The sequence below is a fragment of the Burkholderia sp. SRS-W-2-2016 genome (genome assembly GCF_001931485.1).
In the GTDB taxonomy this organism is placed as follows: Bacteria; Pseudomonadota; Gammaproteobacteria; order Burkholderiales; family Burkholderiaceae; genus Paraburkholderia.
On the sequence record NZ_MSDV01000050.1, the window covers coordinates 101,745 to 124,761 of the forward strand.

At 59.9% G+C, this 23,017-nt stretch carries 31 protein-coding genes; all 31 read right to left on the reverse strand.

All coding sequences use genetic code 11. The annotated features are described in order from the left end of the window. Positions 1-19: 19 nt before the first annotated feature. Positions 20-385: a 30S ribosomal protein S13 gene (gene rpsM / locus BTH42_RS21845; RefSeq protein WP_013589830.1), complete on the reverse strand. Its 366-nt coding sequence runs from the start codon at positions 383-385 to the stop codon at positions 20-22. 41 nt (positions 386-426) lie between these two features. Then, a complete protein-coding gene (gene rpmJ, locus BTH42_RS21850; protein WP_004199844.1) occupies positions 427-543 on the reverse strand; it encodes a 50S ribosomal protein L36 in 117 nt (38 codons plus the stop codon). Positions 544-563: 20 nt separating this feature from the next. Then, positions 564-782, reverse strand: a complete 219-nt coding sequence (infA, locus tag BTH42_RS21855) for a translation initiation factor IF-1 (RefSeq protein WP_004521905.1) — start codon at positions 780-782, stop codon at positions 564-566. A gap of 8 nt (positions 783-790) precedes the next feature. After that, positions 791-2,137, reverse strand: a complete 1,347-nt coding sequence (gene secY, locus BTH42_RS21860; RefSeq protein WP_075303260.1) for a preprotein translocase subunit SecY — start codon at positions 2,135-2,137, stop codon at positions 791-793. A gap of 46 nt (positions 2,138-2,183) precedes the next feature. Then, entirely contained in the window at positions 2,184-2,618 is a 435-nt protein-coding gene (gene rplO / locus BTH42_RS21865) for a 50S ribosomal protein L15 (RefSeq protein ID WP_075303261.1), read from the reverse strand. 29 nt (positions 2,619-2,647) lie between these two features. Beyond that, positions 2,648-2,830 carry a 50S ribosomal protein L30 gene (rpmD, locus tag BTH42_RS21870; protein WP_075303287.1) on the reverse strand — a complete coding sequence of 61 codons (183 nt, stop codon included), beginning with the start codon at positions 2,828-2,830 and terminating at the stop codon, positions 2,648-2,650. Positions 2,831-2,841: 11 nt separating this feature from the next. Next, positions 2,842-3,360 carry a 30S ribosomal protein S5 gene (gene rpsE / locus BTH42_RS21875; RefSeq protein WP_075303262.1) on the reverse strand — a complete coding sequence of 173 codons (519 nt, stop codon included), beginning with the start codon at positions 3,358-3,360 and terminating at the stop codon, positions 2,842-2,844. A 14-nt stretch (positions 3,361-3,374) separates the two neighbouring features. Then, positions 3,375-3,740, reverse strand: coding sequence for a 50S ribosomal protein L18 (gene rplR, locus BTH42_RS21880; protein ID WP_008923336.1), 366 nt, complete (start codon positions 3,738-3,740; stop codon positions 3,375-3,377). A gap of 12 nt (positions 3,741-3,752) precedes the next feature. Continuing rightward, positions 3,753-4,283 carry a 50S ribosomal protein L6 gene (rplF, locus tag BTH42_RS21885; protein WP_075303263.1) on the reverse strand — a complete coding sequence of 177 codons (531 nt, stop codon included), beginning with the start codon at positions 4,281-4,283 and terminating at the stop codon, positions 3,753-3,755. A gap of 18 nt (positions 4,284-4,301) precedes the next feature. Further along, complete coding sequence (gene rpsH / locus BTH42_RS21890; RefSeq protein WP_006052216.1) at positions 4,302-4,697, reverse strand: 30S ribosomal protein S8; 396 nt, start codon at positions 4,695-4,697, stop codon at positions 4,302-4,304. 14 nt (positions 4,698-4,711) lie between these two features. After that, on the reverse strand, positions 4,712-5,017 hold the full coding sequence (gene rpsN / locus BTH42_RS21895) for a 30S ribosomal protein S14 (protein WP_006052215.1): 306 nt from the start codon (positions 5,015-5,017) through the stop codon (positions 4,712-4,714). Between the two features lie 7 nt (positions 5,018-5,024). After that, complete coding sequence (rplE, locus tag BTH42_RS21900; protein WP_008923339.1) at positions 5,025-5,564, reverse strand: 50S ribosomal protein L5; 540 nt, start codon at positions 5,562-5,564, stop codon at positions 5,025-5,027. 16 nt (positions 5,565-5,580) lie between these two features. Continuing rightward, positions 5,581-5,889 (reverse strand): 50S ribosomal protein L24, encoded by a 309-nt coding sequence (rplX, locus tag BTH42_RS21905; RefSeq protein ID WP_075303264.1) that lies wholly within the window; start codon positions 5,887-5,889, stop codon positions 5,581-5,583. Between the two features lie 9 nt (positions 5,890-5,898). Then, positions 5,899-6,267 carry a 50S ribosomal protein L14 gene (gene rplN, locus BTH42_RS21910; protein WP_006052212.1) on the reverse strand — a complete coding sequence of 123 codons (369 nt, stop codon included), beginning with the start codon at positions 6,265-6,267 and terminating at the stop codon, positions 5,899-5,901. Positions 6,268-6,557: 290 nt separating this feature from the next. Next, positions 6,558-6,830 (reverse strand): 30S ribosomal protein S17, encoded by a 273-nt coding sequence (gene rpsQ, locus BTH42_RS21915; RefSeq protein WP_075303265.1) that lies wholly within the window; start codon positions 6,828-6,830, stop codon positions 6,558-6,560. After that, a complete protein-coding gene (gene rpmC, locus BTH42_RS21920) occupies positions 6,827-7,021 on the reverse strand; it encodes a 50S ribosomal protein L29 (RefSeq protein ID WP_007180130.1) in 195 nt (64 codons plus the stop codon). Before rpmC ends, rpsQ begins: the two co-directional genes overlap by 4 nt. A 10-nt stretch (positions 7,022-7,031) precedes the next feature. Further along, on the reverse strand, positions 7,032-7,448 hold the full coding sequence (rplP, locus tag BTH42_RS21925) for a 50S ribosomal protein L16 (RefSeq protein WP_008923342.1): 417 nt from the start codon (positions 7,446-7,448) through the stop codon (positions 7,032-7,034). A gap of 2 nt (positions 7,449-7,450) precedes the next feature. After that, positions 7,451-8,257, reverse strand: a complete 807-nt coding sequence (gene rpsC, locus BTH42_RS21930; RefSeq protein ID WP_012434570.1) for a 30S ribosomal protein S3 — start codon at positions 8,255-8,257, stop codon at positions 7,451-7,453. An 11-nt stretch (positions 8,258-8,268) separates the two neighbouring features. Next, entirely contained in the window at positions 8,269-8,598 is a 330-nt protein-coding gene (rplV, locus tag BTH42_RS21935; protein WP_007730533.1) for a 50S ribosomal protein L22, read from the reverse strand. Positions 8,599-8,609: 11 nt separating this feature from the next. Then, positions 8,610-8,885 carry a 30S ribosomal protein S19 gene (gene rpsS, locus BTH42_RS21940; RefSeq protein ID WP_006998484.1) on the reverse strand — a complete coding sequence of 92 codons (276 nt, stop codon included), beginning with the start codon at positions 8,883-8,885 and terminating at the stop codon, positions 8,610-8,612. A 10-nt stretch (positions 8,886-8,895) separates the two neighbouring features. After that, complete coding sequence (rplB, locus tag BTH42_RS21945) at positions 8,896-9,723, reverse strand: 50S ribosomal protein L2 (protein ID WP_075303266.1); 828 nt, start codon at positions 9,721-9,723, stop codon at positions 8,896-8,898. A gap of 2 nt (positions 9,724-9,725) precedes the next feature. After that, entirely contained in the window at positions 9,726-10,040 is a 315-nt protein-coding gene (gene rplW, locus BTH42_RS21950) for a 50S ribosomal protein L23 (RefSeq protein WP_008923345.1), read from the reverse strand. After that, positions 10,037-10,657 carry a 50S ribosomal protein L4 gene (gene rplD / locus BTH42_RS21955; protein ID WP_008923346.1) on the reverse strand — a complete coding sequence of 207 codons (621 nt, stop codon included), beginning with the start codon at positions 10,655-10,657 and terminating at the stop codon, positions 10,037-10,039. The genes rplW and rplD overlap by 4 nt, the downstream gene beginning before the upstream one ends. Then, positions 10,657-11,316, reverse strand: a complete 660-nt coding sequence (gene rplC, locus BTH42_RS21960; protein WP_075303288.1) for a 50S ribosomal protein L3 — start codon at positions 11,314-11,316, stop codon at positions 10,657-10,659. Before rplC ends, rplD begins: the two co-directional genes overlap by 1 nt. Positions 11,317-11,517: 201 nt before the next feature. After that, on the reverse strand, positions 11,518-11,829 hold the full coding sequence (gene rpsJ / locus BTH42_RS21965) for a 30S ribosomal protein S10 (RefSeq protein ID WP_017777154.1): 312 nt from the start codon (positions 11,827-11,829) through the stop codon (positions 11,518-11,520). A gap of 127 nt (positions 11,830-11,956) precedes the next feature. After that, positions 11,957-13,147, reverse strand: coding sequence for an elongation factor Tu (tuf, locus tag BTH42_RS21970; RefSeq protein ID WP_075303267.1), 1,191 nt, complete (start codon positions 13,145-13,147; stop codon positions 11,957-11,959). Between the two features lie 48 nt (positions 13,148-13,195). Beyond that, positions 13,196-15,298, reverse strand: coding sequence for an elongation factor G (fusA, locus tag BTH42_RS21975; protein ID WP_075303268.1), 2,103 nt, complete (start codon positions 15,296-15,298; stop codon positions 13,196-13,198). Between the two features lie 132 nt (positions 15,299-15,430). After that, the gene (gene rpsG / locus BTH42_RS21980; RefSeq protein WP_006053291.1) at positions 15,431-15,901 is read right to left on the reverse strand and encodes a 30S ribosomal protein S7; all 471 of its coding nucleotides are present in this window, start codon (positions 15,899-15,901) and stop codon (positions 15,431-15,433) included. Between the two features lie 181 nt (positions 15,902-16,082). Then, the gene (rpsL, locus tag BTH42_RS21985) at positions 16,083-16,463 is read right to left on the reverse strand and encodes a 30S ribosomal protein S12 (RefSeq protein ID WP_006053290.1); all 381 of its coding nucleotides are present in this window, start codon (positions 16,461-16,463) and stop codon (positions 16,083-16,085) included. A 221-nt stretch (positions 16,464-16,684) separates the two neighbouring features. After that, the gene (gene recQ / locus BTH42_RS21990; RefSeq protein WP_075303269.1) at positions 16,685-18,532 is read right to left on the reverse strand and encodes a DNA helicase RecQ; all 1,848 of its coding nucleotides are present in this window, start codon (positions 18,530-18,532) and stop codon (positions 16,685-16,687) included. Positions 18,533-18,771: 239 nt separating this feature from the next. Beyond that, a complete protein-coding gene (gene rpoC / locus BTH42_RS21995) occupies positions 18,772-23,010 on the reverse strand; it encodes a DNA-directed RNA polymerase subunit beta' (protein WP_075303270.1) in 4,239 nt (1,412 codons plus the stop codon). Positions 23,011-23,017: the final 7 nt, after the last annotated feature.

Sequence of the window (23,017 nt, forward strand, 5' to 3'; positions counted from 1 at the left end):
CTGTAACTGTCAGTTCCGCTTACTTCTTCAGCGACTGCGCTGCACGACGCGGACCCTTGCGCGTACGAGCATTCGTACGCGTGCGCTGGCCGCGCAGGGGCAGACCCTTACGATGCCGCACGCCGCGATAGCAGCCGAGATCCATCAGGCGCTTAATGTTCATCGTCGTTTCACGGCGCAGATCGCCTTCAACGATGAACTTGCCGACTTCTTCACGCAGCTTTTCGAGGTCTGCGTCGGTCAGGTCTTTGACCTTCTTCGAAAATGCCACACCAGCAGCGACGCAAATGTCGCGCGAGCGCGTGCGGCCGACACCGTAAATAGCCGTCAGGCCGATTTCGGTATGCTGGTGATTCGGGATGTTAACCCCTGCGATACGAGCCATTGTTTTTCCTCAAACAAAAAGCGCAAGCAAAAGCGCGGCGTTCAGCCTTGACGCTGTTTGTGGCGCGGATCAGAGCTGCAAATCACGCGCACAACGCCCTTGCGCTTGATGATCTTGCAATTGCGGCAAATGCGCTTAACCGATGCCATCACTTTCATGATATTACCCTTTTTTCAAATCACTTCGCCCGGAACACGATCCGCGCACGCGACAGATCGTAAGGCGTCAATTCAACCGTCACCTTGTCGCCCGGCAGGATCCGGATGTAGTGCATCCGCATCTTGCCGGATATGTGTCCCAATACGACATGGCCGTTTTCCAGCTTCACCCTGAAGGTAGCATTTGGCAGGTTCTCAATTACTTCGCCCTGCATCTGGATCACATCGTCTTTGGCCATAAGTCCTTTCAGCGCATCGGGACGCCGCCGCCTTTGAAATTAGCTTTCTTCAGCAGCGATTCATACTGTTGCGACATAACGTACGACTGCACCTGCGCCATGAAATCCATTGTGACGACGACAATGATCAGCAGCGACGTTCCACCAAAATAAAACGGCACGTTCCAGCGCAGCACCAGAAATTCGGGCAGCAGGCAAACGAACACGATGTAGATCGCACCGGCCAGCGTCAGACGCGTGAGAATGCGGTCAATATATCGCGCCGTCTGATCGCCCGGGCGGATGCCAGGGACGAAAGCGCCGCTCTTTTTCAGGTTGTCGGCCGTTTCCCTGCTGTTGAACACCAGTGCGGTGTAGAAAAAGCAGAAGAAGACGATCGCCAACGCGTACAGCAACACGTACACGGGTTGACCGGGCTTCAGGGCTTCGGCCACGTTGTGCAACGTGTCTGCGAACCAGCTGGTACGCGACCCCGAACTAAACCAGTTCAGGATGGTTGCCGGGAAGAGAATGATCGACGATGCGAAGATCGGCGGAATCACGCCCGACATGTTCAGCTTCAGCGGCAAATGCGAAGACTGGCCGCCGTAAATCTTGTTGCCCACCTGCCGCTTTGCGTAGTTCACAAGAATCTTGCGCTGGCCGCGTTCGATGAACACCACCAGATACGTCACAGCAGCAATCAGCGCGACGACAATAATCGCCGAGATGATGCTCATCGAGCCAGTTCGCACCAGTTCAAAGAGACCACCGATTGCGTTCGGGAAACCCGCCGCAATACCACCGAAAATGATGATCGAGATACCGTTACCGAGCCCGCGCTCCGTGATCTGCTCACCCAGCCACATCAGGAACATCGTGCCGGTCACCAGCGTCACGACCGTCGTCAAACGGAATACCATCCCCGGATCGATCACAAGGCCCGGCTGATTCTCAAGCGCGACGGCAATGCCGAACGCCTGGAACGTCGCCAGCACGACCGTGAAGATCCGCGTGTACTGCGTAATCTTCCGCTGACCTGCCTGCCCTTCCTTCTTCAGCGCCTCGAGTTGCGGCGAGACGATCGCCAGCAACTGCATGATGATCGACGCCGAAATGTAGGGCATGATGCCCAGCGCGAAAATCGTGAACCGCGAAAGTGCGCCACCCGAGAACATGTTGAACATGCCAAGGATGCCGCCCGACTGGCTTTGGAACAACTTTGCCAGTTGGTCCGGGTCGATGCCCGGCACCGGAATATGCGCGCCGATGCGGTAGACGACCAGCGCCAGCAGCAGGAACACTGCACGCCGACGCAGATCGCCAAACTTCGCCGCGCCGCGACCGGGTTTTGCGAGACTCGGGCTGTTAGCCAAGTACCTTCTCCGATGCAAATGCTAGTGACGGCAAATAACTTGCGCGTTACTCGGCAAAAGAGCCACCGGCTGCTTCGATAGCAGCGCGTGCACCCTTCGTCGCACCCAGACCCTTCACAACGACCTTGCGCTTGAGCTCGCCCGTCGCGATGATCTTGGCGCTACGGATCAGCTCGCCGACCAGGCCGGCTTGCTTGAGAGCCAGCAGATCGATTTCGTCGACCGGCAGCTTCTCGAGATCCGACAGACGCACTTCACCGACGAATTCCTTCGTCAGCGAGGTGAAGCCGCGCTTCGGCAGGCGACGTTGCAGCGGCATTTGACCGCCTTCGAAGCCAACCTTGTGAAAGCCGCCCGAACGCGACTTCTGACCCTTGTGACCACGGCCAGCGGTCTTGCCGAGGCCGGAGCCGATGCCGCGACCAACGCGACGCTTTGCGTGCTTCGCGCCTTCAGCCGGCTTCAGGTTATTCAATTCCATTATCAACTCCTTGAGTCCTGGTCAGCCGCTTAGCCGATGACCTTAACGAGGTACGAAACCTTGTTGATCATGCCGCGCACAGCCGGCGTGTCCTGCAACTCGCTAACCGAGTTGAGTCGGCGCAGGCCCAGGCCACGCACCGTTGCACGGTGCGATTCACGGGTGCCGATCAGGCTCTTGACGAGCTGGATCTTGACAGTTTTATCAGACATGGTGTCCACCTTTAGCCCAGAATTTCTTCGACGGACTTGCCGCGCTTCGCAGCGATGTCGGCCGGCGTGGACTGCTTGCGCAGGCCGTCGAGCGTCGCACGAACGAGGTTGTACGGGTTCGTCGAACCGTGGCTCTTGGCCACGACGTTCTGCACGCCCATCACGTCGAACACTGCGCGCATCGGGCCGCCAGCGATCACGCCGGTACCGTCCTTCGCCGGAGCGAGGAGGACCGTGGATGCGCCGTGCTTACCGTGCACTTCGTGTTGCAGGGTACCGTTCTTCAGCGGCACCTTGAACATGTTGCGGCGAGCCTGCTCCATTGCCTTCTGGACAGCAACCGGCACTTCCTTCGCCTTGCCCTTGCCCATACCGACGCGGCCATCACCGTCGCCGACCACGGTCAGTGCAGCGAAGCCGAGAATACGGCCACCCTTCACGACCTTGGTCACGCGGTTGACCGCGATCATCTTTTCACGAAGGCCGTCGTCGCGTTCGTCAGCCTGAACTTTAGCTTGCATCTTTGCCATGACGAATTCTTCCCTTAGAACTTGAGTCCGGCTTCGCGCGCCGCATCAGCCAGCGCTTTCACGCGGCCGTGGTAACGGAAACCCGAACGGTCGAAGGCGACGGATTCGATGCCGGCAGCCTTAGCCTTTTCTGCAATGCGCTTGCCGATCAGGGTCGCAGCAGCGACGTTGCCGCCCTTGCCCGATTGATCAGCCAGTTGAGCACGCACTTCGGCTTCGAGCGTCGACGCGCTGGCCAGCACCTTGGTGCCGCACGGCGAGAACACTTGCGCATAGATGTGCGTGTTCGTGCGATGCACGGCGAGACGCGCGACCTGCAATTCAGCGATCTTGATACGCGTCTGACGAGCGCGGCGCAGGCGAGATTGAGTCTTATCCATGATTGCGCACCCTTACTTCTTCTTCGTTTCTTTGAGGATCACAACCTCATCAGCGTAACGCACGCCCTTGCCCTTGTAGGGCTCCGGCGGACGGTAGCCGCGCACTTCTGCCGCGACTTGGCCGACTTGTTGCTTGTTGATCCCCTTGATCAGAATTTCGGTTTGCGACGGGGTTTCAGCCTTAACGCCTTCCGGCATCTGGTGCACCACCGGGTGCGAGAAACCCAGCGACAGGTTCAACTTGTCGCCTTGCGCCTGTGCGCGGTAACCGACGCCAACCAGCGTCAGCTTGCGCTCGAAACCCTTCGTCACGCCGTGCACCATGTTCGCAACCAGTGCGCGCATCGTGCCCGACATCGCATTCGCTTCGCGGCTTTCGTCGACCGGCTCAAACTTCAGCGTGCCGTTGTCGTTCACCACTTTCACGAGGCTGTTAGCAGCCTGCGAAATCGTACCCAGCGGGCCCTTGACCGTGATGCTGTCGCCGCTCAGGGCCACTTCCGCGCCCTGCAGCGCGATCGGGCTTTTACCTACTCGAGACATGTTTCTCTCCTTTCGGCCTTAAGCGACGTAGCAGATGACTTCGCCGCCAACGCCCGTTGCACGTGCCTTGCGGTCGGTCATCACGCCCTTCGGCGTCGACACGATTGCCACGCCGAGGCCATTCATGACCACGGGAATGTCGTTACGGCCGCGGTACACACGCAGACCAGGCTTCGAGACGCGTTCGATGCGCTCGATAACCGGACGGCCAGCGTAATACTTCAACACGATGTTCAATTCCGACTTCGCACCTTCAGACTTCACTGCGAAATCGTCGATATAACCTTCGTCCTTCAGGACCTGCGCAATCGCAACCTTGACTTTCGACGAGGGCATAGTCACCGAAACTTTCTCAACCATCTGCGCATTGCGGATGCGAGTCAGCATATCGGCGATAGGATCACTCATGCTCATTTATGTTTCTCCTATTACCAGCTCGCCTTGGTCAGGCCAGGGATCTCGCCGCGGAACGCGATTTCACGAATCTTGTTACGCGCCAGCCCGAATTTACGGAACGTACCGCGCGGACGACCGGTAATTGCGCAACGGTTGCGCTTACGGGTCGGATTGGAGTTACGCGGCAGTTGTTGCAGTTCCAGACGTGCGGCGTAGTGCTCTTCGTCCGACTTGCTCATATCACCAATGATCGCCTTCAGTTCAGCACGCTTGGGAGCGTACTTAGCAGCGAGGCGAGCACGCTTCTTTTCACGTTCGATCAGTGCCAGTTTAGCCACGGTAACCTCAGTTTCTGAACGGGAACTTGAAGCTGGCGAGCAGAGCCTTTGCTTCGTCGTCGGTCTTCGCAGTCGTCGTGATGCTGATATTCAGCCCACGCAGTGCGTCGATCTTGTCGTAATCGATTTCGGGGAAAATGATCTGCTCTTTCACACCGATGTTGTAGTTGCCGCGACCGTCGAACGCCTTGCCCGAAACGCCACGGAAGTCACGCACCCGCGGGAGCGCAACCGTCACGAAACGGTCGAGGAATTCGTACATAGCCTGGCCACGCAGGGTGACCATTGCACCGATCGGATAGCCTTGACGGATCTTGAAGCCAGCAATTGCCTTGCGTGCCTTCGTGATCACCGGCTTCTGACCTGCGATCTTCGTCAGATCGCCAACGGCGTTTTCGATGATCTTCTTGTCAGCAACCGCTTCGCCAAGACCCATGTTCAGGGTGATCTTGGTGATGCGCGGCACTTCCATCACGGACTTGTAACCGAACTTCTCGATGAGGCCGGGTACAACCTTTTCTTTGTAAAACTCTTGCAAACGAGCCATTTTTTACTCCGCAGCGTCAGGCGCTCAGCACGGCACCGGTCGTCTTAAGGAAACGGACTTTCTTGTCTCCTTCGACCTTGATGCCTACACGCGATGGCTTGCCATTCGCGTCGACCAATGCGACGTTCGAAATTTGCAGCGGCATCGTCTTGGCTTCCACGCCGCCCGTCGTACCCTTCATCGGGTTCGGCTTGACGTGTTTCTTGACGAGGTTGATGCCCTCGACAGTCACCGTTTCGCCATGGACGGCCAGCACGACACCACGCTTGCCCTTATCTTTGCCGGTGATGACGACAACTTCGTCACCCTTGCGAATCTTGTTCATCGCGACTCCTTACAGCACTTCTGGCGCCAGCGAAACGATCTTCATGAATCGTTCGCTACGCAACTCGCGCGTGACAGGCCCGAAAATACGGGTGCCGATCGGTTCGAGCTTGGCATTGAGCAGCACAGCTGCATTGCCGTCGAACTTGATCAGCGAGCCGTCCTGACGGCGCACACCCTTGGCAGTGCGAACCACCACGGCGTTGTAGATTTCGCCTTTCTTCACGCGCCCGCGCGGCGTTGCCTCTTTGACAGTCACCTTGATGATGTCGCCAATGCTGGCATAACGACGCTTCGAGCCGCCGAGCACCTTGATGCACATGACTTCGCGTGCACCCGTGTTGTCGGCTACTTCAAGCCGAGTTTCGGTCTGGATCATGGTTTATCTTTCCCAACTTAATCCGGTCACACCACCATGGTGCTTCCCGGTCAGTCTTGGTCCCGTCAGCCGATCGGCTGCTTGGGTTAGAACAGCAGCGACGGCAAACGAAACCCGCCATCGCAATCCGGTGAATCCTTCGGTACAGGCTGGCGCCCGAACCGCTTCCCCCACCAACTTCGCCCGCGACGGGGCTCCCATAAAGAGGGAAGACCGAGATTATAACAAATAATCTCGGTCTTGCAAGCGAAATCTACTGCGATTTCAACTACTTCTACTACTTCGCGACCTTAGATGACGCGAGCGGCCTCGATCAGGCGAGCCACAACCCAAGCTTTCGTCTTCGAAATCGGACGAGTTTCCTGGATTTCAACGAGGTCGCCCTCGTTGTACGTGTTCGCATCGTCGTGCGCGTGGTACTTCTTCGAACGCACAACGTACTTGCCGTAGATCGGGTGCTTGACGCGGTGCTCGACCAGCACGGTAACCGTCTTGTCCATCTTGTTGCTGACGACCTTGCCGACCAGCGTCCGCTTGAGCGAGGTTTTTACGCTATCGTTCATTTCTGGTTCGCCTTCTCAGTCAGGACGGTCCGCACACGTGCGATGTCGCGACGGACCTTCTTCAGCTGGCTCGTGTTCGTGAGCTGCTGGGTCGCGAGTTGCATGCGCAGGCCGAATTGCGCCTTCAGCAGGTCCGACAGCTCCTTGTTGAGCGCGGCCTGGTCTTTCTGGTGAAGTTCGGAAGCCTTCATCATTTGCTCCTTAGGCGCCGAGCTGACGCACGATAAACGTCGTCTTCAGCGGCAGCTTGGCTGCAGCCAGACGGAACGCTTCGCGCGCCAGTTCTTCGGTTACGCCGTCCATTTCGTACAGCATCTTGCCCGGTTGAATCTCAGCGACGTAGTACTCCGGGTTACCCTTACCGTTACCCATACGCACTTCCGCCGGCTTCGTCGAGATCGGCTTGTCCGGGAAGATACGGATCCAGATGCGGCCACCACGCTTGATGTGACGCGTCATTGCACGACGCGCCGCTTCAATCTGGCGCGCCGTCAGGCGACCACGACCGACAGCCTTCAGACCGAATTCACCGAACGACACCGCGTTGCCGCGGGTAGCTACGCCGGTGTTACGACCTTTCTGCTCTTTGCGATACTTTCTGCGTTTCGGTTGCAGCATCGTTATTCTCCAGTCTTCCCGTCGCCGCCGGCACCGCCAGCACGACGAGGAGCGCCACGGCGTGCACCTGCCGGGCCACCACCTTCACCATCACGACGCGGACGGCGATCGCCACCCGGACGTGCGTTGCGGCGCGGACGCTTTTCTTCGGCGACTTCTTCGACCACCGGTGCGTCGTTGCGGCCGAGCGTGTCGCCCTTGTAGACCCACACCTTCACGCCGATGATGCCGTACGTCGTCTTTGCTTCCGACGTCGCGTAGTCGATATCAGCACGCAGCGTATGAAGCGGCACGCGACCTTCGCGATACCATTCCGTACGAGCGATTTCGATACCGTTCAGACGGCCTGCGCTCATGATCTTGATGCCTTGAGCACCCAGACGCATCGCGTTCTGCATCGCGCGCTTCATTGCGCGGCGGAACATGATCCGGCGCTCGAGCTGCTGCGTGATCGAATCAGCGATCAGCTGCGCATCGGTTTCCGGCTTGCGAATTTCTTCGATGTTGACGTGAACCGGAACGCCCATGCGCTTTTGCAGCTCGGACTTCAGCAGTTCGATGTCTTCGCCCTTCTTGCCGATCACGACACCCGGACGCGAGCTGAAAATAGTGATACGTGCGTTCTTTGCAGGACGCTCAATCACCACGCGGCCGACGGACGCGTTCTTCAGCTTCTTCTTCAGGTATTCACGAACACCGATGTCTTCCTGCAACATCGCCGCGAAATTGTTGTTGTTCGCGTACCAACGCGACGCCCAATTGCGGCTGACGGCCAAACGGAAGCCAGTCGGATGAATTTTCTGTCCCATCGTATGACCCCTTAATTCCCGACCGTCACAGTGATGTGACAGGATTGCTTCTCGATGCGGTTACCACGGCCTTTAGCGCGCGCGGTAAAACGCTTGAGCGACGCTGCCTTGTCGACGTAGATGCTCGTGATCTTGAGCTCGTCGATATCAGCACCCTCGTTGTGCTCCGCATTCGCGATCGCCGACAGCACGACCTTTTTCACGATTCCCGCAGCCTTCTTCGGCGAGAACGTCAGAACGTTCAGCGCCTTGTCGACCGGCAAACCGCGGATCTGGTCAGCCACAAGGCGCGTTTTCTGCGCCGAGATGCGGGCACCGCGATGAATTGCTTTCACTTCCATCTTGATACCCCTTATTTCTTGGCCTTCTTGTCGGCCGCGTGACCCTTGAACGTACGGGTCAGTGCGAACTCGCCAAGCTTGTGGCCGACCATGTTTTCCGTGACATACACCGGAACGTGTTGACGGCCGTTGTGAACGGCGATCGTCAGGCCGATGAAGTCCGGCAGGATCGTCGAGCGACGCGACCAGGTCTTGATCGGTTTCTTGTCACGCGATGCTGCAGCCGCCTCAACCTTCTTCAGCAAATGGGCGTCGCAGAACGGACCTTTCTTAATAGAACGTGCCATTGCCTACTCCTTAACGCTTGTGACGGCGCTGGACGATCATGCTCGTCGTGCGCTTGTTGCTGCGGGTGCGATAGCCCTTCGCCGGCGTGCCCCACGGGCTCACCGGATCGCGACCAGCCGCAGTCTTGCCTTCGCCACCACCGTGCGGGTGGTCGACCGGGTTCATTGCAACGCCACGCACCGTCGGGCGGATGCCGCGCCAGCGGTTCGCACCAGCCTTACCGATCTGACGGAGGCTGTGCTCTTCATTGCCCACTTCACCGATCGTCGCGCGGCACTCAACGTGAACGCGGCGGATTTCGCCCGAACGCAGACGAACCTGCGCGTAGACGCCTTCGCGAGCCAGCAGCATTGCCGACGTACCAGCCGAACGCGCCATTTGCGCGCCCTTGCCCGGCAGCATTTCGATGCAGTGAATCGTTGTACCGACCGGAATGTTACGAATCGGCAGCGCGTTACCTGCGCGGATCGGAGCTTCCGAACCCGACATCAGTTGCTGACCGACAACGACACCCTTCGGAGCGATGATGTAACGACGCTCGCCGTCTGCGTACAGAACCAGCGCGATGTTCGCGCTACGGTTCGGGTCGTACTCGAGACGCTCGACCTTTGCCGGAATACCATCTTTCGTGCGACGGAAGTCGACGACACGATAGTGATGCTTGTGACCACCACCCTTGTGACGCGTGGTGATGTGGCCGTTGTTGTTACGGCCGGCGGTCGTCGACTGCGAGTCGAGCAGTGCCGCGAACGGCTTGCCCTTGTGCAGATCCTTGTTGACCACCTTGACCATCGCGCGGCGGCCCGGCGAAGTCGGCTTAACTTTCACGATTGCCATGATTACTTGGCCTCCGCTTCAAAGTTGATTTCCTGGCCGGGCTTCAGGCAGACGTACGCCTTCTTCACGTCCTTGCGCTTGCCCATGAAGCGACCAAAGCGCTTGGCTTTGCCCTTCGCAACCAGCACGTTGACGGAATCGACTTCCACCTTGAACAGCAGCTCGACTGCAGCCTTAACTTCCTGCTTCGTGGCATCCGGCGCGACTTCGAACACAACCTGCTCGTTCTTGTCGGCAACCAGCGTCGCCTTCTCGGAGACCACCGGCGCGAGCAGGACCTGCATCAAACGATGATCGTTCTTGCGAATCTCGCTCATGACAGCAACTCCTCGATCTGGGCGACCGCAGCCTTCGTGATCAGCACTTTCTTGAAGTAGATCAGCGACAGCGGGTCGGCGTAACGCGGCTCGACAACCGCCACGTGGGCGAGGTTGCGCGACGCGAGGTACAGGTTTTCGTCAACCGTGTCGGTGATCACCAGCACGGAATCGAGACCCATCGCCTTGAATTTTTCGGCCAGCAGCTTGGTCTTCGGCGCTTCGAGCGTCAGCTCGTCGACCACCGAGATGCGGCCTTCGCGGGCCAGCTGCGAGAAGATCGAGCAGAGACCTGCGCGATGCATCTTCTTGTTGACCTTGTGCGAAAAGTTTTCTTCCGGCGAATTCGGGAAGATCCGGCCACCGCCGCGCCACAGCGGGCTCGACGACATACCGGCACGGGCACGGCCCGTACCCTTCTGGCGCCACGGCTTCTTGGTCGTGTGCTTGACCTGCTCACGATCCTTCTGCGCGCGGTTGCCGCTACGGGCATTCGCCTGGTACGCAACCACAACCTGGTGAATCAGGGCTTCGTTGTAATCGCGGCCGAACACGACGTCCGACGCGCTAACGCCTGCACCTTCCTGACCATTGGCATTCAGGAGCTTAAGTTCCATTATTTCGCTCCTTTCACGGCACGCGTCTTCACGGCCGGCGTAACGAATACCTTGCCACCCTTCGCACCCGGAACGGCGCCCTTGACCAGCAGCAGATTGCGGTCAGCGTCGATACGAGCGATTTCGAGGTTTTGCACCGTTACATTCTCGTCACCCATGTGACCGGTCATGCGCTTACCCGGGAACACGCGACCCGGATCCTGCGCCATACCGATCGAGCCCGGCACGTTGTGCGAGCGCGAGTTACCGTGCGTTGCACGGCCGGACGAGAAGTTGTAACGCTTGATGGTACCGGCGTAGCCCTTACCGATCGACACGCCTTGCACGTCGACCTTCTGGCCCACTTCGAACAGGTCGGTACCAACCACGGTGCCGTTCGACAGCTCGGCAGCCTTGGCGGCATCGATCTTGAATTCTTTGAGGATTTCACCGGCTTGAACGCCAGCTTTGGCGAGATGACCTGCCAACGGCTTCGTCACGCGCGATGCACGGCGCGTACCGAAAGCAACCTGCACGGCCGTGTAGCCGTCGGTTTCAACAGTCTTGATCTGCGTCACGCGGTTGTCGGACACGTCCAGCACGGTGACGGGAATCGAATCCCCTTCAGCCGTGAAGATACGGGTCATGCCAACCTTGCGACCTACGAGTCCAAGGCTCATCGTTTTCTCCATTCCCGACTGCGATTGGTCGGGGCTAATTTACAAAATGCCGGCGCCGTTTCGGGCATGAAATCATGCTGCAGCACGCCGACTTTTTTGCGCAAATGCGCGAAAAGCCCGCCATTGTAGCAAGGCCTCTCGTTTTCTGCAAGCAATCAATGACTTAGCGCTGTCCGGCTTACCGGACAAGGCCTGAAAGCCTTATTGCAGCTTGATTTCGACGTCCACGCCAGCCGGCAGATCGAGCTTCATCAGCGCGTCGACGGTCTTGTCCGTCGGGTCGACGATGTCCATCAGGCGCAGGTGCGTACGGATTTCGAGCTGGTCGCGCGAGGTCTTGTTGACGTGCGGCGAACGCAGGATGTCGAAGCGCTGGATGCGGGTCGGCAGCGGCACCGGACCACGAACGATTGCGCCAGTCCGCTTTGCCGTGTCGACGATTTCAGCAGCCGATTGGTCGATCAGGCGATAGTCGAAAGCCTTCAGGCGAATGCGGATTTTCTGGTTCTGCATGACGAATTCCTTGAAAAGAGCGAGGCGATATTGCACCGCCGATTAGTAAAAGAACGTAGGTCCGGGCGCTCGCGGAGAGCGAGTGCCCGGACCCGGGCACTGCATACTGCTACAGCAATCCTCGATTTTACTCGATGATCTTGGCGACGACACCAGCGCCGACCGTACGGCCGCCTTCGCGGATTGCGAAGCGCAGACCTTCTTCCATCGCGATCGGGTTGATCAGCTTCACCGTGATCGACACGTTGTCGCCCGGCATCACCATTTCCTTGTCCTTCGGCAGCTCGATCGAGCCCGTCACGTCCGTCGTACGGAAGTAGAACTGCGGACGGTAGTTGTTGAAGAACGGCGTGTGGCGGCCGCCTTCGTCCTTGCTCAGCACGTACACTTCAGCCGTGAAGTGCGTGTGCGGGTTGATCGAACCCGGCTTCGCCAGAACCTGGCCACGCTCCACGTCTTCACGCTTCGTACCGCGCAGCAGGATACCGACGTTGTCGCCTGCCTGACCCTGGTCGAGCAGCTTGCGGAACATTTCCACGCCCGTGCAGGTCGTCTTCACCGTCGCCTTGATACCGACGATTTCGATTTCTTCGCCGACCTTGATGATGCCGCGCTCAACGCGACCCGTCACCACCGTGCCGCGACCCGAGATCGAGAACACGTCTTCAACCGGCATCAGGAACGAACCGTCAATCGCGCGTTCCGGCGTCGGGATGTACGTGTCCAGCGCGTCGGCCAGGTTCATGATCGCCACTTCGCCCAGCTCGCCCTTGTCGCCTTCCAGCGCCAGCTTGGCCGAACCCTTGATGATCGGCGTGTCGTCGCCCGGGAAGTCGTACTTCGACAGAAGTTCGCGAACTTCCATCTCGACCAGCTCCAGCAGTTCAGCGTCGTCCACCATGTCGCACTTGTTCAGGAACACGATGATGTACGGAACGCCAACCTGACGCGCCAGCAGGATGTGCTCACGCGTTTGCGGCATCGGGCCGTCTGCTGCCGAGCACACCAGGATTGCGCCGTCCATCTGCGCTGCACCCGTGATCATGTTCTTCACGTAGTCGGCGTGGCCCGGGCAGTCAACGTGTGCGTAGTGGCGGTTAGCCGTTTCGTACTCGACGTGCGCGGTGTTGATCGTAATACCACGCGCCTTTTCTTCCGGCGCCGCGTCGATCTGGTCGTATGCCTTCGCTTCGCCGCCGAACTTCTGCGTCAGAACCGTCGTGATCGCTGCCGTCAGCGTGGTCTTGCCGTGGTCAACGTGACCGATCGTGCCCACGTTCACGTGCGGCTTGGTCCGTTCGAATTTACCTTTAGCCATGTTTCTCTTCTTTCAGAAAGTTAATCGTTGAATGACGTTGCCGCGCGCTTACTTCGACTTCGCGTTGATGATCGCTTCCGACACGTTGCGCGGAGCTTCAGCGTAGTGCTTGAACTCCATCGTGTACGTGGCGCGACCCTGGGTCAGCGAACGCAGCGAGGTCGAGTAGCCGAACATTTCCGACAGCGGCACTTCGGCGCGAACGATCTTGCCGCCGCCAACCATGTCGTCCATGCCCTGCACGATACCGCGACGGCCCGACAGGTCGCCCATCACGTTGCCCATGTAGTCTTCCGGCGTTTCGACTTCCACAGCCATCATCGGCTCGAGGATGACCGGCTGCGCCTTGCGCATTGCTTCCTTGAACGCCATCGAACCGGCCATGCGGAACGCGTTTTCGTTCGAGTCAACGTCGTGGTACGAACCGAACGTCAGGTGAACCTTCACGTCAACGACCGGGAAGCCTGCCAGCACGCCAGCCTTCAGCGTTTCCTGGATACCCTTGTCGACTGCCGGGATGTATTCACGCGGAATCACACCGCCCTTGATCTCGTCGATGAACTCGTAGCCCTTGCCCTGCTCGTTCGGCTCGAGCGTAATGACCGCGTGACCGTACTGGCCGCGACCACCCGACTGCTTGACGAACTTGCCGTCGACGTCTTCCGCCTTGCCACGAATCGTTTCGCGGTAAGCAACCTGCGGCTTGCCGACCGTTGCTTCCACGCCGAATTCGCGACGCATACGGTCAACCAGAATTTCGAGGTGGAGCTCGCCCATGCCCGAAATGATGGTTTGGCCCGATTCTTCGTCCGTTTGAACGCGGAACGACGGATCTTCCTGTGCCAGACGGTTCAGCGCCAGACCCATCTTTTCCTGGTCGGGCTTCGTCTTCGGCTCAACAGCCTGCGAGATCACCGGCTCCGGGAAAATCATGCGTTCGAGCACGATCGGGTTTTGCGGATCGCACAGCGTGTCGCCCGTGGTTGCTTCCTTCAGGCCCACTGCCGCAGCGATGTCGCCCGCGCGCACTTCCTTGATTTCTTCGCGCTGGTTCGCGTGCATCTGCAGAATACGGCCGAGACGTTCCTTCTTGTCCTTGGTCGCGTTCAGCACCGTGTCGCCCGAATTGACGACGCCCGAGTACACACGGAAGAAGATCAGCTGGCCGACGAACGGGTCGGTCATGATCTTGAATGCCAGTGCCGAGAACTTTTCGTCGTCGGATGCACGACGCTCGCCCTTCTCACCGTTTTCGAGTTCGCCCGTAACCGGGGGAATGTCGATCGGCGACGGCAGGAAGTCCAGAACAGCGTCCAGCATGCGCTGCACGCCCTTGTTCTTGAACGCGGTGCCGCACAGCATCGGCTGGATTTCGCAAGCGATCGTACGGTCGCGCAGACCCTTGATGATTTCCGCTTCCGTCAGCTCGCCTTCTTCGAGGTACTTGTTCATCAAGTCTTCGCTCGATTCAGCCGCGGCTTCGACCATCTTCTCGCGCCATTCGTTGCACGAGTCGACGAGTTCCGCCGGGATGTCTTCGTACGAGAACTTGGTACCCTGGGACGCGTCGTCCCAAATGATCGCCTTCATCTTCAGCAGGTCGACGACGCCCGTGAAGTTCTCTTCCGCGCCGATCGGCACGACGACGGGAACCGGGTTCGCCTTCAGACGCAGCTTGAGCTGGTCGTAAACCTTGAAGAAGTTCGCGCCGGTACGGTCCATCTTGTTGATGAACGCGAGACGGGGAACCTTGTACTTGTTAGCCTGGCGCCACACGGTTTCCGACTGGGGCTGCACGCCGCCCACTGCGCAGTAGACCATGCATGCACCGTCGAGCACGCGCATCGAGCGCTCGACTTCGATCGTGAAGTCGACGTGGCCCGGGGTGTCGATGATGTTGATGCGGTGCTCGGCGCGGTCGCCAGCCATACCCTTCCAGAATGCCGTCGTAGCAGCGGAAGTGATGGTGATGCCGCGTTCCTGTTCCTGCTCCATCCAGTCCATGGTGGCAGCGCCGTCGTGAACTTCACCAATCTTGTGGTTCACGCCGGTGTAGAACAGAATGCGCTCGGTCGTCGTCGTTTTGCCGGCGTCGATGTGAGCGCTAATACCGATGTTACGGTAGCGCTCGATAGGAGTCTTGCGAGCCACTTTGATCCTCTATTGGGATAACGCGATGCGAGATGTACCCATCGCGCTGTAACACAAACGGGCGAGGCGCTTTTAAAGCGCACCCGCCCGGAATTTCTTTCCGTTTTTCCGCTAAACCCGGGGTCGGGAAGCTTAGAAACGGAAGTGCGAGAACGCCTTGTTGGCTTCTGCCATCCGGTGAACTTCGTCGCGCTTCTTCATCGCGCCGCCACGGCCTTCGGCCGCTTCGGAGAGTTCACCTGCCAGACGCAGAGCCATCGACTTCTCGCTGCGCTTCTTCGCGGCTTCACGCAGCCAACGCATCGCCAATGCCATACGACGCGACGGGCGCACTTCGACCGGAACCTGATAGTTCGCACCACCAACGCGGCGGCTCTTCACTTCGACCACCGGCTTGACGTTGTTGAGCGCCACCGTGAACACTTCCAGCGGGTCCTTGCCACCCTTGGTCTGGATCTGTTCGAAAGCGCCGTACACGATACGCTCGGCAACCGACTTCTTGCCGGAGAGCATCAGCACGTTCATGAACTTTGCAACATCAACGTTACCGAACTTCGGATCCGGCAACACTTCCCGCTTGGGGACTTCGCGACGACGCGGCATGTTTCTTCCTTTACTTTTTCAGTTGGAGCCATTCACGGCCCCGCGGTCACCAACTAACCCGATTCATCCGTAAGACTAACCAGCCTGGTCGGGTGACCACTTACTCGATAGCACCGGCACTTCCGGCACCATCGCCATTACCGCCTTTGCAGGCGACCTGAAACTACGACCGACCGGCTAATTACTTGCCAGCCTTGGCACGCTTCGCGCCGTACTTCGAGCGAGCCTGCTTACGATCCTTGACGCCCTGGGTATCCAGCGAGCCGCGAACCATGTGGTAACGCACACCCGGCAAGTCCTTCACACGGCCGCCGCGAATCAGCACGACCGAGTGTTCCTGCAGGTTGTGGCCTTCACCACCGATGTACGAAATGACTTCGAAGCCATTCGTCAGACGAACCTTTGCAACCTTACGGAGTGCCGAGTTCGGCTTCTTCGGCGTCGTGGTGTACACACGGGTGCACACGCCGCGACGCTGGGGGCAGTCCTGCAAAGCCGGGCTCTTGCTCTTCGTCGTTTCCGACGTGCGGCCTTTGCGAACCAGTTGATTGATGGTTGGCATTGTTTATTCCTGAAATTGAACAAAATCGACGCATCTGTTTCCGGGCAAAGCGGAAACGCCTGCGCATCGAACTTCCGGGCGGTCTGCTCACACGCGAAGTAAACCCGCGCGCAGGCATTCCAAGAACCGGAACCTAGCATAATATTCCGAAAATACTAAGGGAGTCAACAGGTTGCGATGTTTCGCACCCCTGTCGATTGGCTCGGACAGACGCGGAGAGGTCAGTCAGCGGCTACGACGTGGAGGAGTTCGTAGCCGAAACGGTCAAGTTTACGCGCGCCCATGCCCGGCACGCCGCGCAGATCCTCGATCGAATCGGGGCCGAGACGGGCAATTTCCGCCAGCGTCGCATCGTGGAAGATCACGTAGGCAGGCACGCCGTCGCTCTTTGCGGTTTCAGTGCGCCACATACGCAGCCGCTCCCAGCGAGCGCGCTCGCGCGGACCCATGCCGATCGTCGGATCGGCGCGCTCGCTGGTGCGGCCGGACGACTGGCGCGTGCGGGTCGGCTTCACATAGCGGCGCATTGTGACCTGCTGCTCGCCTTTGAGCACCGGCTTGCTCGCCTCGGTCAGCACCAGCGAGCCGAAGCCCTCGTGGTCGACGGTCAGATAGCCGAACGCGACGAGCTGACGGAACACCGCGCGCCACTCCGCCTCGCCGAGCGCCGCGCCAATTCCGAAGGTAGTGAGCTTCTCGTGGCCGCGCTGCAGGATCTTTTCGCTGCGGTTGCCCCGCAGGATGTCGATCAGATGACCGGCGCCGAAGTGAAAGCCGCTCGCCCGCTGCGCGCGGAACACGCACGACAACGCCATCTGCGCCTCGCGCGTCGCGTCCCACGTGGGCGGCGGTTCGAGGCAGTTGTCGCAGTTGCCGCACGGCTGGCTGCTCTCGCCGAAATAGGCGAGCAGACGCACGCGCCGGCAGGTCGCCGTTTCGCACAGCCCCAGCAGCGCGTCGAGCTTGCCGGTCTGCACGCGCTTGTGCGCTTCGTCAGCTTCGGACTCGTCGATCATCTTGCGCTGCTGCACGACGTCGCCGAGCCCATAGGCCATCCACGCGTTCGACGGCATCCCGTCGCGCCCCGCGCGGCCGGTTTCCTGGTAGTAGCCTTCGACGCTCTTCGGCAGATCCAGGTGCGCGACGAAGCGCACGTCCGGCTTGTCGATCCCCATGCCGAACGCGATCGTCGCGCACATGACGATGCCTTCCTCGCGCTGGAACATCTCCTGGTGCTTCTGACGCACCTCGAACTCCATTCCGGCGTGATAAGGCAGCGCGCGCATGCCCTTTTCCTTCAGCCACTCGGCCGTTTCCTCGACCTTACGGCGCGACAGGCAATAGACGACGCCGGCGTCGGTCGTGCCGTCCGGCCTCGTATGCTCGGCGCGGATGAAGTCGAGCAGCTGCGCGCGCGCATTGTCCTTTTCGGCGATCCGGTAGCGGATGTTCGGCCGGTCGAAGCTCGACACGAACACGCGCGCGTCTTCGAGCGCGAGACGTTGGATGATTTCGTCGCGCGTGATCGCGTCCGCGGTCGCCGTGAGTGCGATCCGCGGCACGTTCGGAAAGCGCTCGTGCAGCACCGACAGCTGGATGTATTCGGGGCGGAAATCGTGCCCCCATTGCGACACGCAGTGCGCTTCGTCGATCGCGAACAGGCCGATGCGGGTGCGTTCGAGCAGCTCCTGGAAACGCGGCGTCATCAGTCGCTCGGGCGCGACGTACAGCAGATCGATGTCGCCGTCGCGCAGCGCGCGCTCGGTGGCCATCGCTTCCGCGCTCGACAGCGTCGAGTTCAGATACGCGGCGCGCACGCCGACTTCGGTCAGCGCGGCCACCTGGTCCTGCATCAGCGCGATCAGCGGCGACACGACGATGCCGGCACCGAAGCCGCGTTCGCGCCGCACCAGCGACGGAATCTGATAGCACAGCGATTTGCCGCCGCCGGTTGGCATCAACACGAGGCAATCGCCGCCGTCGGCGACGTGCTCGACAATTTCGCCCTGCTGCCCTCTGAACGCGGGATAACCGAAGACTTCGTTGAGGATTTCGAGCGGACGGGACATGAATTTGAGAGGCGGCGACAGACGCGGCTTTAAGGCAGTGACACGAATTTTACCAACGCATTTGCTTTGCGCCTTCGCTTTGCGACAACGTTAGCCATCCGGACTAGAGCGCTTGGGGCGTCGCCGGCGCGCCACAGCGTTGCGGAGCGGCAAAAAGCGCGCATAAAAAAAGCCGCCCAGTCGAAACCGGGCGGCTTTGCGAGGCGGTTAAGCCGAGGCGGCTTGCGCCGCCTCTGGACTTATTCGCCCGAGTGCTGCTGTTCGGCAGCCGGGGTTTCCGGCGTACCGAATTCGAACGACTCTTCCGCTGCGATCTGATCGAAACGCTCGCGGTCGGCCATTTCCTTGCTCTTGCGCGCCTTGTGGAACGCGAGACCCGTACCGGCCGGAATCAGACGGCCGACGATCACGTTTTCCTTCAGGCCACGCAGATCGTCGCGCTTGCCCATGATCGCCGCTTCGGTCAGCACGCGGGTCGTTTCCTGGAACGACGCCGCGGAGATGAACGAATCGGTCGACAGCGACGCCTTCGTGATACCGAGCAGCACGTTTTCGTACGTGGACGGACGCTTGTCTTCCGCGATCATACGGTCGTTCTCGTCGAGCATATCCGACCGCTCGACCTGTTCGCCCGGGATGAAGCGCGTATCGCCGTTGTCCGAAATCTGCACGCGGCGCAGCATCTGACGCACGATCACTTCGATGTGCTTGTCGTTGATCTTCACGCCCTGCAGACGGTACACGTCCTGCACTTCGTCCACGATGTAGCGCGACAGCGCCTCGACGCCCTGCAGACGCAGGATGTCGTGCGGATCCGCCGGTCCGTCGACGATCATTTCGCCCTTGTTGACGACCTGACCATCGTGCACCAGAACCTGCTTTTCCTTCGCGATCAGGAACTCGTGCTGGTTGCCCTCGAGGTCCGTGATAACGAGACGCTGCTTGCCCTTCGTGTCCTTACCGAACGACGTCGTACCCGTGACTTCCGCCAGGATACCCGCGTCCTTCGGCGAACGTGCTTCGAACAGTTCCGCCACCCGCGGCAGACCGCCGGTAATGTCACGCGTCTTCTGCGATTCGGTCGGGATACGTGCGAGCACTTCACCGACCTGCACTTGCTGACCGTCCTTCACGGTGATCAGAGCGCCGACCTGGAAGCCGATCTGCACCGAGTGCTCGGTGTTCGGGATCTTGACTTCTTCGCCGTTCGCATCGAGCAGCTTGACCTGCGGACGCACCGTCTTCGACGCTTGCGAACCACGACGCTTCACGTCGATCACGACCAGCGTGGACAGACCCGTCACATCGTCGATCTGCTTCGCAACGGTCACGCCTTCCTCGACGTTTTCGAACTTCACCGTACCGCCGTACTCGGTGATGATCGGACGCGTCATCGGATCCCACGTGGCCAGTTGCGTACCGGCCTTGATCTGCGCACCGTCGAGCTGCAGCAGCGTCGCGCCGTACGGCACCTTGTGACGCTCGCGCTCGCGGCCGTGATCGTCGGTGATCATCGCTTCGCCCGAACGCGAGATGACGATCTGCTCGCCCTTCGCATTCGTCACGTAACGCATCGTCGACGTGAAACGCACCGTACCGTTCGACTTCGCTTCGACCGACGAGGCCACTGCCGCACGCGATGCCGCACCACCGATGTGGAACGTACGCATCGTCAGCTGCGTGCCCGGTTCACCGATCGACTGCGCCGCGATCACGCCGACTGCTTCGCCGACGTTCACCAGCGAGCCGCGGCCGAGGTCGCGACCGTAGCAGGCCGCGCACAGACCGTAGCGCGTTTCGCAGGTCAGCGGCGTGCGCACGCGCACTTCGTCGATACCGAGGCGTTCGATGTCTTCGACCGCGTCTTCGTCGAGCAGCGTGCCCGCTTCGAACAGCGTTTCCTGCGATTCCGGGTTGACGACATCAGCCACGGCCACGCGACCCAGAATCCGGTCACGCAGCGCTTCGACGACTTCACCGCCTTCGACCAACGCCTTCATCGCCACGCCATTCGACGTGCCGCAATCATCTTCGACGACGACCAGATCCTGCGTCACGTCGACCAGACGACGGGTCAGGTAACCCGAGTTCGCGGTCTTCAGTGCCGTATCAGCCAGACCCTTACGTGCACCGTGGGTCGAGATGAAGTACTGCAACACGTTCAGACCTTCGCGGAAGTTCGCCGTAATCGGCGTCTCGATGATCGAGCCGTCCGGCTTCGCCATCAGGCCGCGCATACCGGCCAGCTGACGGATCTGAACTGCGGAACCACGTGCACCCGAGTCGGCCATCATGTAGATGGAGTTGAACGACTCCTGACGCGTCTGGTTGCCGTCGCGGTCCGTGACCGGCTCCGTCGACAGCTGCTCCATCATCGCCTTGCCGACCGCTTCCGACGTCGCCGACCAGATGTCGACCACGTTGTTGTAGCGTTCCTGCGCGGTGACGAGACCCGACATGTACTGACGGTCGTATTCCTTCACCTTCTTCGCGGCGTCGCCGACGATGGTTTCCTTCTGCGGCGGCACGAGCATGTCGTCGACGCAGATCGAGATACCAGCGCGGGTTGCCAGGCGGAAGCCCGACTGCATCAGCTGGTCGGCGAAAATCACCGTCTCACGCAGACCGCACTTGCGGAACGCGGTGTTGATCAGACGCGAGATTTCCTTCTTCTTCAGCGGCTTGTTCAGCACCGAGAACGGCAGCCCCGGCGGCAGAATTTCCGACAGGATCGAGCGGCCAACCGTGGTTGCGTACAGTGAGATCTTCGGCACGAACGCCGGCGCGCCTTCCGACTTGTCTTCGTTGTGGACCATTTCGGTGATCCGCACGTTGACGCGCGAGGCCAGCTCGACTTCCTTGTTCTCGTACGCGCGCAGCACTTCCGACACGCCCGTGAACGTCAGGCCTTCGCCCTTGCCGTTCACTGCTTCGCGGGTCGCGTAGTACAGGCCGAGCACGATATCCTGCGACGGCACGATCGACGGATCGCCGTTCGCCGGGAACAGCACGTTGTTCGACGCCAGCATCAGCGTGCGCGCTTCCATCTGCGCTTCGAGCGACAGCGGCACGTGAACAGCCATCTGGTCACCGTCGAAGTCGGCGTTGAACGCCGCGCAAACGAGCGGGTGCAGCTGGATTGCCTTACCTTCGATCAGCACCGGCTCGAAAGCCTGGATACCGAGACGGTGCAGCGTCGGCGCACGGTTCAGCATGACCGGATGTTCGCGGATCACCTCTTCGAGGATGTCCCACACCACCGCGGTCTGGTTCTCGACTTCCTTCTTCGCAGCCTTGATGGTGGTAGCGACACCCATCACTTCGAGCTTGTTGAAGATGAACGGCTTGAACAGCTCGAGCGCCATCAGCTTCGGCAGACCGCACTGATGCAGCTTCAGCGTCGGGCCGACCACGATCACCGAACGGCCCGAGTAGTCGACGCGCTTACCCAACAGGTTCTGACGGAAACGACCGCCCTTACCCTTGATCATGTCGGCGAGCGACTTCAGCGGACGCTTGTTCGCGCCGGTCATCGCCTTACCGCGACGGCCGTTGTCGAGCAGCGAGTCGACGGCTTCCTGCAGCATCCGCTTTTCGTTGCGGACGATGATTTCAGGCGCCTTCAGCTCGAGCAGACGCTTCAACCGGTTGTTACGGTTGATCACACGGCGATACAGGTCGTTCAGGTCCGACGTCGCGAAACGGCCGCCGTCGAGCGGCACCAGCGGACGCAGTTCCGGCGGCAGCACCGGCAGCACCTCGAGAACCATCCAGTCCGGCTTGATGCCCGAACGCTGGAATGCCTCGAGCACCTTCAGGCGCTTCGCGTACTTCTTGATCTTCGCTTCCGAACCGGTGTTCTTCAGTTCCGTGCGCAGCAGTTCGACCTGCTCGTCGATGTTGATCGCGCGCAGCAGTTCGCGAATACCTTCCGCGCCCATTTCGGCACGGAATTCGTCGCCGTATTCCTCGACCTTGTTGTAGTAATCCTCTTCGGTCATGATCTGCCGCGCTTTCAGCGGCGTCATGCCCGGATCGATCACCACGTATGCCTCGAAGTACAGCACGCGCTCGATGTCGCGCAGCGTCATGTCGAGCACCATGCCCAAACGCGACGGCAGCGACTTCAGGAACCAGATGTGCGCGACCGGCGAGGCGAGCTCGATGTGGCCCATGCGCTCACGGCGGACCTTCGCGAGCGTCACTTCGACGCCGCACTTCTCGCAGATCACGCCGCGGTGCTTCAGACGCTTGTACTTACCGCACAGGCATTCGTAGTCCTTGATCGGCCCGAAGATCTTCGCGCAGAACAGACCATCACGCTCCGGCTTGAACGTCCGGTAGTTGATGGTTTCCGGCTTCTTCACTTCACCGAACGACCACGAACGGATCTTGTCCGGCGAAGCCAGACCGATCTTGATCGCATCAAAAACTTCAGGTTGTTGGACTTGCTTGAATAGATCGAGCAAAGCTTTCATCGCTTCT

What these genes read in the sequence shown, in the direction of transcription:
- rpsM (WP_013589830.1), bottom strand. Translation starts at nt 385, where the DNA reads ATGGCTCGTATCGCAGGGGTTAACATCCCGAATCACCAGCATACCGAA.
- rpmJ (WP_004199844.1), bottom strand. Translation starts at nt 543, where the DNA reads ATGAAAGTGATGGCATCGGTTAAGCGCATTTGCCGCAATTGCAAGATC.
- infA (WP_004521905.1), bottom strand. Translation starts at nt 782, where the DNA reads ATGGCCAAAGACGATGTGATCCAGATGCAGGGCGAAGTAATTGAGAAC.
- rplO (WP_075303261.1), bottom strand. Translation starts at nt 2,618, where the DNA reads ATGGAATTGAATAACCTGAAGCCGGCTGAAGGCGCGAAGCACGCAAAG.
- rpmD (WP_075303287.1), bottom strand. Translation starts at nt 2,830, where the DNA reads ATGTCTGATAAAACTGTCAAGATCCAGCTCGTCAAGAGCCTGATCGGC.
- rpsE (WP_075303262.1), bottom strand. Translation starts at nt 3,360, where the DNA reads ATGGCAAAGATGCAAGCTAAAGTTCAGGCTGACGAACGCGACGACGGC.
- rplR (WP_008923336.1), bottom strand. Translation starts at nt 3,740, where the DNA reads ATGGATAAGACTCAATCTCGCCTGCGCCGCGCTCGTCAGACGCGTATC.
- rplF (WP_075303263.1), bottom strand. Translation starts at nt 4,283, where the DNA reads ATGTCTCGAGTAGGTAAAAGCCCGATCGCGCTGCAGGGCGCGGAAGTG.
- rpsH (WP_006052216.1), bottom strand. Translation starts at nt 4,697, where the DNA reads ATGAGCATGAGTGATCCTATCGCCGATATGCTGACTCGCATCCGCAAT.
- rplE (WP_008923339.1), bottom strand. Translation starts at nt 5,564, where the DNA reads ATGGCTCGTTTGCAAGAGTTTTACAAAGAAAAGGTTGTACCCGGCCTC.
- rplX (WP_075303264.1), bottom strand. Translation starts at nt 5,889, where the DNA reads ATGAACAAGATTCGCAAGGGTGACGAAGTTGTCGTCATCACCGGCAAA.
- rplN (WP_006052212.1), bottom strand. Translation starts at nt 6,267, where the DNA reads ATGATCCAGACCGAAACTCGGCTTGAAGTAGCCGACAACACGGGTGCA.
- rpsQ (WP_075303265.1), bottom strand. Translation starts at nt 6,830, where the DNA reads ATGAACGATAGCGTAAAAACCTCGCTCAAGCGGACGCTGGTCGGCAAG.
- rpmC (WP_007180130.1), bottom strand. Translation starts at nt 7,021, where the DNA reads ATGAAGGCTTCCGAACTTCACCAGAAAGACCAGGCCGCGCTCAACAAG.
- rplP (WP_008923342.1), bottom strand. Translation starts at nt 7,448, where the DNA reads ATGCTGCAACCGAAACGCAGAAAGTATCGCAAAGAGCAGAAAGGTCGT.
- rpsC (WP_012434570.1), bottom strand. Translation starts at nt 8,257, where the DNA reads ATGGGACAGAAAATTCATCCGACTGGCTTCCGTTTGGCCGTCAGCCGC.
- rplV (WP_007730533.1), bottom strand. Translation starts at nt 8,598, where the DNA reads ATGGAAGTGAAAGCAATTCATCGCGGTGCCCGCATCTCGGCGCAGAAA.
- rpsS (WP_006998484.1), bottom strand. Translation starts at nt 8,885, where the DNA reads ATGGCACGTTCTATTAAGAAAGGTCCGTTCTGCGACGCCCATTTGCTG.
- rplB (WP_075303266.1), bottom strand. Translation starts at nt 9,723, where the DNA reads ATGGCAATCGTGAAAGTTAAGCCGACTTCGCCGGGCCGCCGCGCGATG.
- rplW (WP_008923345.1), bottom strand. Translation starts at nt 10,040, where the DNA reads ATGAGCGAGATTCGCAAGAACGATCATCGTTTGATGCAGGTCCTGCTC.
- rplD (WP_008923346.1), bottom strand. Translation starts at nt 10,657, where the DNA reads ATGGAACTTAAGCTCCTGAATGCCAATGGTCAGGAAGGTGCAGGCGTT.
- rplC (WP_075303288.1), bottom strand. Translation starts at nt 11,316, where the DNA reads ATGAGCCTTGGACTCGTAGGTCGCAAGGTTGGCATGACCCGTATCTTC.
- rpsJ (WP_017777154.1), bottom strand. Translation starts at nt 11,829, where the DNA reads ATGCAGAACCAGAAAATCCGCATTCGCCTGAAGGCTTTCGACTATCGC.
- tuf (WP_075303267.1), bottom strand. Translation starts at nt 13,147, where the DNA reads ATGGCTAAAGGTAAATTCGAACGGACCAAGCCGCACGTGAACGTGGGC.
- rpsG (WP_006053291.1), bottom strand. Translation starts at nt 15,901, where the DNA reads ATGCCGCGTCGTCGCGAAGTCCCCAAGCGGGAAGTGTTGCCGGATCCG.
- rpsL (WP_006053290.1), bottom strand. Translation starts at nt 16,463, where the DNA reads ATGCCAACCATCAATCAACTGGTTCGCAAAGGCCGCACGTCGGAAACG.
- recQ (WP_075303269.1), bottom strand. Translation starts at nt 18,532, where the DNA reads ATGTCCCGTCCGCTCGAAATCCTCAACGAAGTCTTCGGTTATCCCGCG.
- rpoC (WP_075303270.1), bottom strand. Translation starts at nt 23,010, where the DNA reads ATGAAAGCTTTGCTCGATCTATTCAAGCAAGTCCAACAACCTGAAGTT.